Raw genomic sequence first — 15,170 nt, 5'->3', positions numbered from 1 at the left:
GTGATCGCCGCAGCAACCGGGCTGGATTCCAGGCAAAAAAAAACCCGCCATCAGGCGGGTTTTTAAAATTCAGTCTGTTAAATTACAGGCTGATAACGTTAGCAGCTGATGGGCCTTTAGCGCCGTCAGTGATTTCGAACTCTACACGCTGACCTTCAGCCAGAGTTTTGAAACCGTTGCTCTGGATAGCTGAGAAGTGTACGAACACATCTTTGCTTCCATCTTCAGGAGTAATGAAACCGAATCCTTTAGATTCATTAAACCACTTAACGTTACCTTTGATCTTAGACATCTATATTACCTTTACATGAAAAATGGACACTAAACTGTGTCGCCGTCTAGTACAGCAATTGCCGTGACATTTGTCCAGTCCGATTTGATGGAAAAGTGATAAATATCGATTTTTTTTCACATGCTGACAATTTTCAACGCTGAAACCGGATCAGAAATGCCATCTTGCCCAGGCAAATAACACATTCCCGCTGTTATAACCCCCTGGAATATAAGTCATTTGTGCACTAACAGGGCCATAGCTGATGGAGGCCAGCGGTAAAACCAGGGGGAGCGGGATATAATTGTAATTATCCCGCGCGGTAATCCCCGCCGTAAAGCCCGCTCCCACGCTCAGTGGTGTGTTATCAAGCAGTGGCCAACGTGCCTCCCAGCCGTAGCCCACAATGGGCTCCCAGCGACTAAATGAGTCACGGAAGATCATCCCGTACCAACCTTCCCAGTTCCCTTTAGGGTTAATCCGTGAGACACCTAACCCCGCACCACCCGGCCGTTCGTTGTAGCGCAGAATATGGGCACGATCCCACGTCAGGCGGTTGTGCCAGACCGTCACCGGAATGTAGATATCAGGCCGCCATTGGCTGGCAAGATCGGCGGGAAAGTCTGGATTTTCTGTGCTTGCCGACAGCGGCAAACTACTCATAAGCAAACAGATTGCAAAACACCGTGCCTTCACCGGAGCACTCCCCATGAAAAATCAGGGGATTGAGTCTAAATACCAGGCGAAAAAAAACCTCAAGACCTTGCTCTAATTGATAAAAAGTCAGGGCCACTCTCCCCAGGAACAAGACAATCCAGCCAGTTCTTGATTCCGGTCAATTTTTGAAACTTAACCGGAATTTATACTTCCATCCATGAATTATCAGCACCGTCAATTATCCAGTTGCACCCATGTAGCGATCAAAAAATCGCACCACAAATGATAAGATATATTTAACTATTATTGGCGATTTGCTAAAGTCTGAGCCGGTATCCATCGCGGGAGGCGAAACAGCTGTGGTCATGAAAATTCGATGCCGTGAATGCGGCAGTAAGAAATTTACGTTTACTTCGCTTGAGGGAAAAGGGATTCACGATCACGGGGCTAAGTGCGCGCGCTGTGGGAAAGCCCTGAATGCTCAGGATCTGTTACCGCAGACTGACCGCCATCCGCTGATAGAAAGCTTGTGTCAGCAGTGGGATCCAGAACGTTGAGACGCATTAAGGTGACAATAAACCCCATAAACGACAATGGCGATTTATGGGGCTGAGAGCTGTAGCAGATACCCTTTGCGTAGTTGGTAGAGTTAGAAAATAAGCTTAAACACGCCCGTGATGGTCAAAAGCCCCACGATAAAAATGATCGCAATGATCCAGAGAATAATTTTCATAACACGCTCCTGCATCGATAAAAAGAGTCACTAATCATCAGTATAGGACAGATCAGCCACTCTGCTTTTCCCGGCAGTCGGTTTTTGTAACCGAATTTTTTCTGCGAGGAAGGTCGCAAGAAATGGATTTACCCGGCGATAGCGTTACGTTTTGCCGTTCAGAGCTGTCTAAACTTTAAGCGCCGAAAGTTGAGCGTCACTTGCAACTCATTCATTGTGCCTAATAAGGAGGTCATATGAGTACAATCAATACCAGTATGGGCCGCTATTGCCTGAAGGCGAAGAATAAAGGTGATCGGATTAAAGGTTCAATCGCGATCAACGACGAAGGCGGTACCCAACTGACCATGCAGGATTTTGAAGAGCACTACCTTGATGACGTTATCAACAAAGTGATCTTCCCTGTCACTGGAGGCAATCGCCATATCACGCTGGAACTGCGCGAACAGATGGTTAAAGCCGGTTTCGAACAGCCCCATTGATCATCTTCCTGTTGGGCCACGCGATGTGGCCCTTTTCCTGCCTGTAATCATCACTTGCCGTCACCGCGGTTTCCCCTCAGGATGCAAGACATCTTTGCCGTTAAGCCGCGCGTTCTGCCTGTTTTTCATCGTAAATTTTTGCGACAACGCTTAGCGCTATCTCTCCACCTAACCTGAGGAACAGGATCGTGAATAACCCGGTCAGTGAGCTGTATAACAATCAACGCACCCTGTTTGGCCGTGGCAGTCTGCAAAAGCTGCTACCGCTGTTGGCGGCTGAACCACAACCTACCCTGTTATTTTGCGGTCATTCCTTTCTACGTAGCGCGCACTATGCAGAGATGAAAGAGGCGCTGAGCACACACATTCTGGCGTATGAGATTGTCAGCCACGAGGCCTCCCCTGCCGATATTGACGGCTGGGTGGCACGTTGGCGCGGCCAGGTTAAGCGCGTGGTAGCGATTGGCGGTGGCAGCGTCATTGATGCTGCAAAGGCTTTCAGTGCGATGATGCAACACCCTCTGCCTGTGGCACGCTATCTGGAGAAAGTAGGCGACACTGCCGTTGAGGCGCTTACGCTGCCATTGATTGCGGTCCCCACGACGGCAGGCACCGGAAGCGAAGTCACACAGAATGCCGTCGTCACCGATCAGCAGGAGATTCAGGTCAAGGCGTCACTACGGCACCCGCTGTTCGTTCCCGGCGTAGCCATTCTTGACCCGGATCTCCTACGAGGCACACCCGATACAGTGCTCGCCAGCTGTGCTATTGATGCCTTCACCCATCTTTTCGAAGCTTACCTGTCGAAGAAAGGTAACTTTTTCACTCGCCAGCTCGCCATCAGCGGCATGCAGCAATTTATCCGGGCATGGCCCGCACTTAATCGCATGGATGATACAGGCGACGCCGCAAGAGAGGCAATGATGATGGCTTCATGGCTGGGCGGTGTCAGCCTCAGCAGCGCAGGATTAGGCGTGATTCATGGTATTGCCGGTGAGCTGGGCGCGATTAAGCCTTTCCACCACGGAGAGGTCTGCGGCCGCTTGCTGTTCCCCTTCCTGCAACAACTCGCGCAGAGTGAACACCCTGAGCAGCAGCAACTGATGCAGGAACTCGACTCGCAGCTTTTTGGCCGCTCGACGATGAATCCTGCACTGGCACTGCACGACTGGCTCCAGCAGCAGGCGATCGTGGCTTTCTGGCAAGGGGGTCCGCATCTGAGTGAAGAAGAGAAAGAGTGGGTACTACAGCGCGCCAACAGTAAAAATTCACTGCGCGAATATGGCTATGAAGAGATGAAACAGATGTTAGTCGCCGGATGGCCTGACTGAAAGGAGTCACAGCGGGTGGGTTTACCACCCGCTAGCGGCTTTAGTTAAAAGCACCGTTGAGGATCAAGGAGGTGATCACACCGGTTGCTGCCGCAATCAAGACGTAGTTACCGTCGATGTAGCTCCACTGCTCTCCACGCGGTGGCTCTGGCAGATGATGCTCACGCCAGTCTACGCGGTAACGCGGGCCACGGAAGTCAGGCGGAATTTCATGGCCGCGACGGAAGTCGTGACCGCGCCAGGCGAAATGATCGCGATCCGGGCCGCCACGGTTAGCTTGTGGGCCAGGGCCGCCACGATGGGACTCTTGCTGGCCACCACCATGACCACGATCGCCGCCGCCTGGGCCACGCCCGCCTTGATCACCATGACCGCGATCCTGATGCTGTTCGCCGCCGCCACGTTGCCATTGTTGGTCGCCGCCTCCAGGGCCATCTGCCCAGGAAACTGCTGAAAAGAGTGTGCTGCATGCAATAAGTGAAGCCAACAGGCTTGAAGTCATTTTTTTCATGGTGTGTACCTCTCAATAGATCGACATTACTGCGTCGACGTCATCACTATTGATTATATATGGCCTGAATAGCACTTCCAAAACTCCTAAAATGTGTGGAATTACGCACAATTACGCTATTCGATCAGAATCCTGACAAATGAAAATACTATGAAATATTCTGGCCCTAAAAAAGAAAAACCCGACCAGAGGTCGGGTGACAAAATCGCCATACCAGTTATACGGTAAACCCTGACAAAACAGAGGGTAACTGAAGCACGCAACGCCACATCACTAGCATTGCGCAGCAACAATATCATTTTCACCACCGGTTTACCGTTAAAAGATGGCTGAGCAGACCTGTTGAGATCAGTAAGCGCCGTTGCGGCGAGTCACTACGCCAATTGTCTTAAACAGAATGGCGATGTCGGTCCACAGTGCCCAGTTTTTCACGTACCAGGAGTCGAAATAGACGCGAGTATCGTAGTCGATATCATTACGGCCACTCACCTGCCATAAACCGGTCATCCCTGGCTTAGCCATCAAGTAGTAGTCCACATCACCGGCGTAACGTTCCAGTTCCGCTTCAACCACCGGACGTGGTCCCACCAGGCTCATTTCCCCGCAAATCACATTCCATAACTGAGGCAGCTCATCGAGGCTGGTTTTGCGCAAGAAGCCGCCAATCGCGGTGATGCGTGGATCATTTTTGAGTTTAAAATCACGATCCCACTCGGCACGGGCTTCCGGGTTCATCGCCAGTAACCGTGTTAAGACTTCTTGCGAGTTCGTCACCATTGAGCGTAACTTCAGGCACTTAAATTTCTTGCCATTCAAGCCTATGCGCTCATGACCATAAATGGCATTGCCGCCGTCACGCTTAACCATGTAACAGAGCAAGGCAAAGACCGGGGACAGTAGCACTAACAACATAGAAGCAACCACAATATCGAAAGTGCGCTTCATAAAACGAGAAGAGAGCTTGGCCAGGTTATTCTGCACCCGCAAAATCATCACTTCATGGCTGAAAATAAACGACATATCAGTACCGTACAGCGGAACACCACGCAGCGTTGGGATCACCGAAACCGAACGGCATTTCATCTTGGCCAGCGACTTCAGGCAGTTATCACGTGCAGCGTGCTGTTCAAATTCCAGTGCCACTACAAACTGGGTATTATCCCGGTCTATTGTATTCCAGTTAATGTCTTTCCAACACACCACCGGAATATTGCTCACACTCTCTTCGATGACCGTATCATCAACCGAAACAAACGCCCGCACCTCATAACCGAGCACCTCTTCGCTTTGCAGGGCAGCCCAGGCTTCCCTGGCATTTTTGCCTGAACCGATGATATAAGTCTCTTTTTTCCAGTGACCACTCTTATTAATAAGATGTTTCACACCAGCACGCATTAATGGCAGCAGCAGTAATGCATAGGTCCATGTGAACACCCAGACCGTACGGGAGAAATTCCATTTCGAAAATGCGATCAGCGCGAGATCTAATAGCGAGAATACCACCAGTGTTTTTACCACTTCTTTCAGCTCAAACCAGAACGGCTTGCGATAGGTATAGTGGCGCATTCTGATCCAGAACCACGCGGTACAAATCACTGAAAGAATAAACTGAGCGGAATAGCGATAGCCAATTTGATAGGGGGGAATAAAACTATCAATATTACCCCAAAACATTCTGATAGTACTGGCAGACAAGAATAGCGCCAAATTAAGCGCAATCAGATCTGAGAAACCCAATGCAACCTTGACTAAAAGATACTTGCGCAACCCGCGCCAGGAGCGGCTTACAGTATTTATCACCATAGAGCTAGCCATAAACCTGTTCTCATATTTAAGTGAGGAGAAAGTGCTCTCCAGAATCATTATGCTTCATCCTTAAAGCAATGAAGCCTTTATGTGGTTTTTAGGCGATTTTAAATTTAATCAAACCCAGGTCATTAAAATGAATAGTGCTACCAAAGCATCCAAATTTTAATACATGACAAATATATACAGATCGATAAAACAACACAGCCTTAGATAGTTAACGCAGGGCACGCCAAAAAGAATGCATTGCGTTATGCTGGGTTAATTATTTTTTCGACTGAGTGGGGGTATTCCCCCACTGTAGCTGGCTATCAATAAGCCGATTTATTAACAAAGCCTTTAAAGATAGTCAGGAATATAATGTGCAGATCAACCCATACACTCCAGATACGAATATATTCCAGGTCGAATTCAATGCGCTTTTGCATTTTTTCCAGTGTGTCAGTCTCACCGCGCCAGCCATTAATCTGGGCCAGACCCGTGATACCCGGTTTCACTTTATGGCGCAACATATAGCCTTCAATCAGGAAACGGTATTGTTCATTATGCGAAACGGCATGAGGACGTGGCCCCACCACTGACATTTGACCAAACAAGACATTAAAGAACTGCGGCAACTCATCCAGAGATGTGCGGCGTAAGAATTTTCCAATCCGCGTCACCCGGGTATCATTTTTGGTCGCCTGCGTGACAACATCTGCATTTTCCATCACGGTCATTGAACGAAACTTCCATACCGTGATCGGCTTACCATCCATACCATAACGCGTTTGACGGAAGATGACTGGACCCGGAGAGGTGATCTTAATGGCACAGGCAATGATTAACAGTACCGGAGAAATCATGGTCAAAATGCACAAGGAAACAATAATATCTTCCAGTCGCTTAAATATGCCGTTGATGCCGTTAAAAGGGGTATCAACTAAAGGAACCACCGGAACGCCATTAATTTCTTCGGTACGTGATTGAAGGATGTTAAAGGTAAAGATATCGGGAACAAGCAAAACTGAGCAGGTTGTATCGGTTAACTGCTTAACGAGCTCACTTATGATTGCTTCATCCTTCATGTTCATCGCTATATATATTCTGTCTAACTTCCCTTCTCTGGCATCATTCACCAGTGCTTCCAGTGACCCGGCATAGTTGATTCCATTCGCTTCAGTAGGAACGTTGTCATCATAAATGCCCTTAACGACAAAACCGAGCCAGGGTGACTGTTGAAAGCTATGCAACAATGAAATTCCCGCAGGCATATTCCCCGCGACACACACGTTGCGCGTGTTATAACCGTAGCGCCGTAAAATACCCGATGCGACGCGAATACCCATACGTGACACGATAAACAAGCCAGCAGCCGCAAGATACCAGTGAATAATCACCTGGAAAGAGAGATGCAGCAGCGGGAAAGCAAACGTCACTCCCCACGTAATCGCCAGGCTAATGGTCCAGTTTCTCAGCAAAGAGAACAGCTCATCGGTAATTTTCATCCCTCGCCAGGATCGGTAGAGATCAGCCACTCCGCCTACAGTCTGAAAAATCAGCAGGCTGAGCATAAAAATCACCATCACGGCATTACTGAAGCTGGTATCATTCAATACACAGCCGAGATAAAATCCAACGATCATGATCAGGATATCAGATATCCTTTGTACTATGGCAATAACGGGGATGTTATGCTTTAGGTTTGCTGAATATTGTAATATGGTCATTGAAAGTTCACCTCAATGATTCTGAATAATTATTACCCAGAATAAAAACCGATGGATGAGCAAAGCTCATGATATTCCCTTGATGAACAAAAAATAGATTAATGGCAGGATTTAGCATTGGTAACATAAGATTTAATGTCTTCAACGGCGATAGAATTAAAATGATATCCCTGCATGCCATAAACAGAAACTGATGACAGTGATTTCATATCCTCATCATTTTCGACACCTTCAATGATGAGGTTCTCGCAAAGTTTTTTTATATTTTTTATTATAACCGGAAACATCAGCTTGTTTTTTTGCTGCCAGAAAAAGTTCTTATCTATTTTCGCCGCATCGAAAATCCCCGTATGCAGCGCATCAAGATTTGCAAAACCATTGCCAAGATCGTCGAGAAAGAATGAAACGCCCTTCTCTTTTAAATCACGCATGTAAGAGAGCGTGGTTAAATCTTGAGTAAAATCGATTTCTTCAGAAACTTCCAGCCTGATAACTTCAGACAGGGTAAACATCCAGTTCAGCTGAGGATCTGAATGGAGAATTTTAATCATTTCATCATCAACATTAATGCTAACGAAAAGATTATTTTCTTCCAGTACATCAATAATGCTCGATACTGTCTTTAATTGCTCATAAAGCAATTGTCTCTTGCCTTCCGAGGAAAGGTTTCTCACCATCATTATCGTGTTATAAGGTCTGGCTTCTTGATTATAAAATCGGGATAAAAGCTCAAACCCAATCACTTTTAGCTGCTGAGACACTATAGGCTCAAGAATAAACTTCCTTCCCATATTGTCGGCAAGAAAACTTCCCATGTCCCACCCCAACATTTGAATAAGCAAGCAGTAATAATGCGAATTTTAAATTAACGATTAATCTGAGCTACCCATTTCTGACAAGCGAGATTAATTAAATCGTAACTACGCGCAAAGGCATCATCACCCCGGCGGAAGGGGTCCATGACTTCCCGTTGATCCAGCCAATAGCCAAGCAACATGCTCTTGCCGCTCACTTCGGGTGCCATACGACTTATGTGCTGTAAATGCTGCTTTTCCATGGCCAGAATCAGTTCATAGCGCAGCCCCAGGTGCGGTGTGAACTGTCTGGCACGGTGGCCTTCCAGGGAAAGGCCATGTTGACTGGCAATCGCGATGGCTCCTTCATCGGCGGGTTTATTCACCAGCGCCATAATCCCAGCGGAGTCAATTTTTTTATCCGGAAATTCACGACGCAAAATACGCTCCGCCAGCGGTGAACGGCAGATATTGGCGGTACAGATAACAAGTATTGAATTAAACATAGCATCCATCACTAAAAATTAAGCAAATCAACTGGCTAAGGAAAGTGTCTCACTACGTGACAGTTCACGTCGGTACAGAGAGAGGCGAATGGTATGCAGTACCACCAGGCTCAATGCCATGCGGATATTCCATGCCACTGCCGCCCCGAAAATACCGTAGTGATGGGTCATCCAGGGCAGATAAATCACATACAACACCAAATCGACAATCTGACAAGCGACGTTAATCCAGGGTTTCCCACAGGCCTGAATCCAGATAAATGCCGGTTGTACCAGGCCATGAACCAAATAACCAAACAGGAACAGGGAGAAAATCACCCACGCATGATCGGCAAAACTTGGGTTGATCCAGATTGAGAGGAACCAGTGGGAAATAAATGCCCCGATAATCGTTGGCCCGATAAGCACAAGGAAAATGCCCAACATCGCTTTATTAAAGTGACTGTTAGCCGCCCGCACATCACGGTGAATTTTCGAGACCAGTACCGGGAACAACACGCCACACACGCTGACAGTGACAATCGCCACGCGAGAAACCACTTCATAAGGCGTGGTGTAATAGGCAAAGACACCTGCACCGACAATGGTTGCCACAAAGAAACGGTCAATATAAAGCATGATCGGTGCCATGATGTTACTGATGGAGATCCAACCACCGTACTTCACCAGCTCTCCGGCAATCGTCTTCGTCACCGGCACCGAGAATAGTGATACGCGGGTGATTTTATTCACCTCAGATCGCATCATGATAAAGAACACCACGGCCATCACCGTGCGCAATAAGCACAGGGACAGGGTAATCAGGAACAGGCTGGAACTGTAGAAAGAGATTCCCATCGGAATCAGATACATCAGAATAGAAAACGGTGCTTTACCAATACTGATTTTCTTGAAAGCGCCAAAGGCTTCCATGACCCCAACAAAAGTCGTCTGGGCGATAACAAAGGGCAGGCACAAACCAATAACGGCCATACTTCCCGCCACTTCATTACGAATCTCTTGATTTGAAACATTAAAGAAGTGCCAGGAGATCCAGTCACGACTAAAGTAAAACAATGCGGAGATGACCAAAATGGCTGCCGTAATAATGACCCAACCGGTTTTTATTACCGTCAGCATTTCAATATATTGACCATCCTCCTTGTATTTAGTCACAAAATGGGTAATTGAGCGCGTGACGCCAAAATCAAACAGCGTTAACGAACCGATTAAGACAATGATCAGGGTCAGGACACCAAAACGTTCCAGTCCGATGTGTTTCATCACCACTGGAATCATCACCATCGCAACGACTACGGGCAAAAAGAAGCCGAGAAAGTTCCATGAAATGTTGCGAAAAAAGCCGTTGCTAAATAACCGATCGATATATTTTCTCATTGTCCTACCTGAAGTCAGTGCGTTCCGACGCCGCGTAATGCTGGCGTCGGAACGATTAAGGGAAAAACTCCCCTGCTTAGTCCTGATTCAATTCCATTTTGTACTCGTAGGTATTGAGAGCATCATAATTATAGTTATAGCTGTAGTAACTGGCCGCACGACGCACGATTGCGTTGAGGATACAGCCTTTCACGTTCACACCGGTTTGCTCCAGACGCTGAATACTCAACGCCACTTCCTTCACGGTGTTCAGTTCGAAGCGTGCAACCACCAGTGAAGAACCGGCAATCTGGCCAATAATACAAGCGTCAGTTACGGAGAGGACTGGCGGGGTATCGACAATCACCAGATCGTAGTTTTCACTCGCCCAGGCCAACATATTGTTGAAGGTTTTCCCGGTCAGCATCTCCGCAGGGTTAGGGATAGCCTGACCACGTGTAATGACATGCAGGCTTGGGATTTGCGTCACCTGAATCACTTCCTGAATGGTTTTCTTACCACCCAGCACGTTAGAAAGACCCACACGTGAGCTAAAACCAAAGGTTTCATGCAGTGAACCACGACGCATATCACCGTCAATCAGCAGGATGCGCTGGCCGGTCAAACCGATTACCGAAGCAAGGTTAGCACTGATAAAGCTCTTACCTACCATCGGTACAGCACCGGTAATCATCAGGATGTTGTTTTTCGCTTCCAGCATCGCAAAGTGCAGGCTGGTACGTAAACTACGCAGTGATTCTACCGTCAGGCTGTCTGGGCTGGTCAGCGCCAGCACTTCACGTCGCCGTGACAACTTCTCTTTCTTGTCTGCGATGCGGAAGCGGGAGAGTACCGGCAAGCGTGGAGCTTCCATTGCCAGAGGTACGTTGGCGTAAACGGTAATGCCCTGTTCTTCCAGCTCACGTGAACCGGCAATACCACGACGAATCAGGGTTTTCATGACGATGTAAGCAATGGCTGCTGCGGCACCGAAAATACCGGCTAACGTCACCACCAGGCCCAGTTTAGGGAAGGTAGGTGCCACTTCAGAGGTCGCATAGTCGATAACACGAACATCACCCACAGTACTGGCTTTATCTACACCCAGCTCCTGCTGTTTACGCAGCAACTGCATGAAGATTTCCTGCTCAGAGTCAACGTTACGCGTCAGACCAACAATCTGTTGCTGAGTCTGTGGCAGCTCGCTAATACGCTTCAGCAGGTTCTGTTTTTCTGTCTCCAGTACTTTACGTTTTTCCAGCAACGCACGGTAAGTCGGGTGCTCTGGGGTATACAGTTTAGAGATTTCGGCTTCTTTGAAAGTCAGCTCGTTCAGCGAGTTATCGAGGTTAACCATGGTTTCCAACACGGAGTGAATTTCCATGTTGAGGTCAACCGAGTCACTCTTCTGACGATACTGGTTCAGCTTATCTTCTGACGAGTCCAACTGGTTACGGATCATCGGCAGCTGCTGCTTGAGGAACTCAAGGCTATTGGCAGCTTCCTGAGATTTACGCTCAACGTTCTGTAACACGTAGTTGCTGGCAATGCTGTCCAGGATATCGCGGTCTTTAGCCGGATCTTCACCTTTCAGCTTCATCTCCAGCATCCCGGTATCCATACCAGCATCAGACACGTCCAGGCGGTTAACCAAGCGGTCATAAGCATCACGAATCGGCAGTTTACGCACGGTATATTCGGTGCCCGGTGCCGCATGCATGGAATACACGGTGATGGTGGTGCCGTTCATGGTGACCGGTTTACCCACCACGCCACTGACCAACTCTTTACCGTCGTAGCTCAAGGTGAAGCTGTTAGCACCGACCGCTTTGAATTGCAGCCAGGTGCCTAACAGCTTATCCGGTACCTGGAGGTTAGTAATATCAATCGTGTTGGCCGGCTTGTTCGTGAGGCGCGCCCAACCTTTACCAAACACCGGGAAGAAAGACTCCTCATGTTCGATATCAAGGTTAAGTTCGTTAATCGTTTTAAATAACACCAGTTTTGACTGGAGCAGCTTCATCTCACCATCAGATTTTGGTTGTACTGTTGGAATATATTCCGACAGATTGTTCAGCAGAGACTGCCCCGCATTTTTCTCCACCGCAACCATAGCATCAGAGCTATAGATAGGCGTCGCAAAAAGGGTATAGACAGTACCTACCATCATCATTATCACCACACTGATAATGACAATCCATCGATCGTCAAGAATCGCACCATACAGTTTCCCCAGATCGAGGTTATTGGCGTTATTCTCCGCGCTAGCTAAAATTGCATCGTGTTTATCTGACATTCTTAATCCCGCATCAACTGATGATGTTATTTAACTCGATTATTAATTAATTAAATGTTGAAGATAATTAATTAAAAACCAACAGAACCCTTCCCTAAAATCAGGATATATAGCCGAAATTAATCACGCTGCGGCAGGAGGGTTATAGTCCTGCAACAACCTGAAAAGAGACGGACAGAAAAATAAACGCTGGTAGGTCTGGTTTAACTGGCAGGTCTGGCAACGAGCACCAGACCTGCCGATCTAGGCGTTAAACGCGTAGAATATTGGCAACGAACTGAATGGAATCAGCGGCTTCCTGCCGTACCTGGAAATTACTGCCACTCACTCTCCATACAAACACCCCATCGTTAGAGATGACGGCATGGGCTTGCAAGGCATCCGAGGTATTATCGCTGACGCTGATCAGGTACTCACCGCACACACCGGGATAGTTAGTCTTTATGTACACTTTATAAAGATTTTGCTCACCCAGGTAACGATCGGTTGCGGTGGGTTGTAGTGTAAATAACGTTGTATAAGTACTTGTCGAACGTGTCACGGTTTGTGCCACGCCGGTTCCTTCATACAATCGGTTCTGCATATATAACTTGCTTTGGAAATTAACAAAGCTGGACGTTATATTGGCAAACGGTGTATCGCTAACCGCCCGGTTATATAAAGAGAGTGCCGTTCCTGAGTTTGCTACGCCTAAGCCACGCAGGTTATCGGTAATCCCCTGGAAGCTATTCTGCATCAGGATCATGGAAGTAAATTGCAGTGAACCAATGATGCCGCTGCAATACCCCATTGTTGCCTGTATTTTGGCAAACGGTTCACCTTCAAAATCGTGTAGCACGTCAAAGTAGTTGGTGGCTGAAGCATTGTCACCGCCTGTTTGCACGGCGGTGATGGTACGTTGCCGGATGGTGGTGGTCGGGCTGGTCAACTTATCGTTGACGCTGTAACTGCTCTTACCGCCATTCCCGGCCGAGACATCCTTGGTCTCCATCACGGCCAGCCAGTACTGCCCTTGCGCCTGCCAGCCAACTAACACTTCCGCCTGCGTGGTGCCGTTGGTGATCTTCATGCCACGCGTGATGCCATCCAGCGCATCAATTTGTAGCAACGACAGATAGCGTCCGTTGTAATCGTGGTCACCGCGTATCTGGGTATATTGCGATCCGCCACGTGCCAGAATGCCACCGTAACGGTTGTTCGCAATAAACTTCACGTTGATTTTCCAGCCTTCACTGATGGGGCTGGAACCTTTAGTACCACGCGAGAGGTAAATGCCCAGCCAGTTGGCGGTCCAGAAATCGCCGCTCACCTGTACCGATGCATTTGGCCACTGTTGATTACCGTTCGAGATGACACGAACACAGTTACGGGCATCACCGATGTGAATCGATGAGAGCGCAAAACCGTATTGCGTCGCCTGAATCCCATCTGCAACACCCGCACCGTCCAGCATGTTAATGGTTAAGTTCAACCCGGTGATGTTCGCCACGGTGTCACCAATTAACAGCATTGGTGTGGCATCCCAGAGCGTAGTGTTTTTTGGCCAGGTACTGCTGGCAACAAGTCGACCTATAGAAATATTCAGGCCGTTATTGCTGAGCCCCTCCACCACGATGGTACTACTGATGGTGTAGCTGTTAGCGCCGTAAACGTTACGAATGCCGTTGACTCTGGCATAGTCGATGGCGTTTTTTATCGCTACAGCCCAGTTGCCGTTGGCTGAGTTGGTATCGGCAAAATCTTCGATTGTCACGAAGCGATTAAGCTTGGCTCCCACCGTCCCACTACTGTACGTGGTGCCGAGACTGTAAGTCGCCGCGGCGGTGGAAGTATCGGCTGCCAGTTGAAAGTGCGGTTCGCCATCGCGATACACGGCATTTTGCAAGGCCGGCTGAGCCGGTTGCGCTGCCTGTACCTGACCCCGAACCAGCCACCCCAACGTTGCAGAGGGCACAATCCAACGGAACAGTTTTCTACGAGATAACGTCATAGTAAAGCTTCCTTATGGTTTGAAATGAAAGCATTACCCTGGGCCAACCGCAGATGTCGGTTCACGATGTGGACATCAAAACCCTACCGTTCGGTAAGGTGCATGGCGGTTGTAATTGGTGAACGACGTTAAAATCTTCGCCAGCTGCAGCGAGTTACGTGCCCCCACCTTGCGCGCGATATTGGATTTGTGGAACAGCACTGTCTTGTAATGAAGGTTCAGCGTCTCACAAATCTGGTTCGGCGTCTGGTTGTCTATCAACAAGTAAAGCACACGAAGCTCAGTACTGGTAAGGTGATTTTTCCAGTTAAGCTCTTTAGACTTGCTCATAAAGGGGCTGAGGTAAGGTTTTTTGCTTTCGCGTTTGCACAAAGCAAACAGCAATTCAGAAAGCGACTCACGTTTGGATATCAGATTCACGTTTTTGAATTTACTGATCTCATTGACGATGAAATAGCAGTCAATGTCGGTAAACACGATAAGCTTCAGCTCTTCTAACAGCGGGCGATGCTGCTTGATAAAATCCAGGCCATTTATCGGGTAACTATTACCGTCAAACAGGTCCATGATCACCACATCCACGGCTTCCGTTTCCAGCACTGCTTTAAGTTCGGACAAGTTACTAATATGCGTCACATCGGTAAAGCGGTTATTTTCCAGCAATTCGGTGATCGCCAGGCTAACAATCGGATTCGTGTCCATTACAACAACTTTCTGCATGCTGCGTA

The 15,170-nt window shown here is 48.1% G+C and carries 15 protein-coding genes; 3 read left to right on the top strand and 12 right to left on the bottom strand.

Features of this window, described 5'->3' with window-relative positions; genetic code table 11:
- Positions 1–82: 82 nt before the first annotated feature.
- Entirely contained in the window at positions 83–292 is a 210-nt protein-coding gene (gene cspE, locus B880_RS0107880; RefSeq protein ID WP_006118399.1) for a transcription antiterminator/RNA stability regulator CspE, read from the bottom strand.
- Positions 293–442: 150 nt separating this feature from the next.
- Positions 443–934 (bottom strand): lipid IV(A) palmitoyltransferase PagP, encoded by a 492-nt coding sequence (pagP, locus tag B880_RS0107875; protein ID WP_036645614.1) that lies wholly within the window; start codon positions 932–934, stop codon positions 443–445.
- 359 nt (positions 935–1,293) lie between these two features.
- Between pagP and B880_RS27335 the strand changes: the two genes are divergently transcribed.
- Complete coding sequence (locus B880_RS27335) at positions 1,294–1,485, top strand: ECs_2282 family putative zinc-binding protein (protein WP_443146815.1); 192 nt, start codon at positions 1,294–1,296, stop codon at positions 1,483–1,485.
- Between the two features lie 92 nt (positions 1,486–1,577).
- Here B880_RS27335 and B880_RS27330 read toward each other — a convergent pair whose 3' ends face one another.
- Positions 1,578–1,661, bottom strand: a complete 84-nt coding sequence (locus tag B880_RS27330; protein WP_017346848.1) for a membrane protein — start codon at positions 1,659–1,661, stop codon at positions 1,578–1,580.
- 236 nt (positions 1,662–1,897) lie between these two features.
- Between B880_RS27330 and B880_RS0107865 the strand changes: the two genes are divergently transcribed.
- On the top strand, positions 1,898–2,143 hold the full coding sequence (locus tag B880_RS0107865) for a hypothetical protein (RefSeq protein WP_017346847.1): 246 nt from the start codon (positions 1,898–1,900) through the stop codon (positions 2,141–2,143).
- Between the two features lie 188 nt (positions 2,144–2,331).
- Positions 2,332–3,474, top strand: coding sequence for an iron-containing alcohol dehydrogenase (locus tag B880_RS0107860; protein WP_017346846.1), 1,143 nt, complete (start codon positions 2,332–2,334; stop codon positions 3,472–3,474).
- A gap of 40 nt (positions 3,475–3,514) precedes the next feature.
- On the opposite strand, the gene B880_RS0107855 is transcribed toward B880_RS0107860, so the two are convergent.
- From B880_RS0107855 to B880_RS0107810, 9 genes are all read right to left on the bottom strand, one after another.
- A complete protein-coding gene (locus tag B880_RS0107855) occupies positions 3,515–3,985 on the bottom strand; it encodes an RcnB family protein (RefSeq protein WP_017346845.1) in 471 nt (156 codons plus the stop codon).
- 348 nt (positions 3,986–4,333) lie between these two features.
- Positions 4,334–5,800, bottom strand: a complete 1,467-nt coding sequence (wbaP, locus tag B880_RS0107850; RefSeq protein ID WP_026042488.1) for an undecaprenyl-phosphate galactose phosphotransferase WbaP — start codon at positions 5,798–5,800, stop codon at positions 4,334–4,336.
- A 302-nt stretch (positions 5,801–6,102) separates the two neighbouring features.
- On the bottom strand, positions 6,103–7,500 hold the full coding sequence (gene wcaJ, locus B880_RS0107840; RefSeq protein WP_026042487.1) for an undecaprenyl-phosphate glucose phosphotransferase: 1,398 nt from the start codon (positions 7,498–7,500) through the stop codon (positions 6,103–6,105).
- 98 nt (positions 7,501–7,598) lie between these two features.
- Positions 7,599–8,315, bottom strand: a complete 717-nt coding sequence (locus tag B880_RS0107835) for an EAL domain-containing protein (protein WP_192841076.1) — start codon at positions 8,313–8,315, stop codon at positions 7,599–7,601.
- A 50-nt stretch (positions 8,316–8,365) separates the two neighbouring features.
- Complete coding sequence (locus B880_RS0107830; RefSeq protein WP_017346841.1) at positions 8,366–8,800, bottom strand: arsenate reductase/protein-tyrosine-phosphatase family protein; 435 nt, start codon at positions 8,798–8,800, stop codon at positions 8,366–8,368.
- A 27-nt stretch (positions 8,801–8,827) separates the two neighbouring features.
- Positions 8,828–10,177, bottom strand: coding sequence for an oligosaccharide flippase family protein (locus B880_RS0107825; RefSeq protein WP_017346840.1), 1,350 nt, complete (start codon positions 10,175–10,177; stop codon positions 8,828–8,830).
- Positions 10,178–10,253: 76 nt separating this feature from the next.
- Complete coding sequence (locus tag B880_RS0107820) at positions 10,254–12,452, bottom strand: polysaccharide biosynthesis tyrosine autokinase (RefSeq protein WP_017346839.1); 2,199 nt, start codon at positions 12,450–12,452, stop codon at positions 10,254–10,256.
- A 250-nt stretch (positions 12,453–12,702) separates the two neighbouring features.
- Positions 12,703–14,442 carry a hypothetical protein gene (locus B880_RS0107815; RefSeq protein ID WP_017346838.1) on the bottom strand — a complete coding sequence of 580 codons (1,740 nt, stop codon included), beginning with the start codon at positions 14,440–14,442 and terminating at the stop codon, positions 12,703–12,705.
- Positions 14,443–14,517: 75 nt separating this feature from the next.
- Entirely contained in the window at positions 14,518–15,162 is a 645-nt protein-coding gene (locus B880_RS0107810) for a response regulator transcription factor (protein ID WP_026042486.1), read from the bottom strand.
- Between the last annotated feature and the right edge of the window lie 8 nt (positions 15,163–15,170).

Origin of the sequence: Pantoea sp. A4 (assembly GCF_000295955.2) — a bacterium.
Taxonomy (GTDB): Bacteria; Pseudomonadota; Gammaproteobacteria; order Enterobacterales; family Enterobacteriaceae; genus Pantoea; species Pantoea multigeneris.
This window is presented reverse-complemented; position numbering and strand designations above follow the sequence as displayed.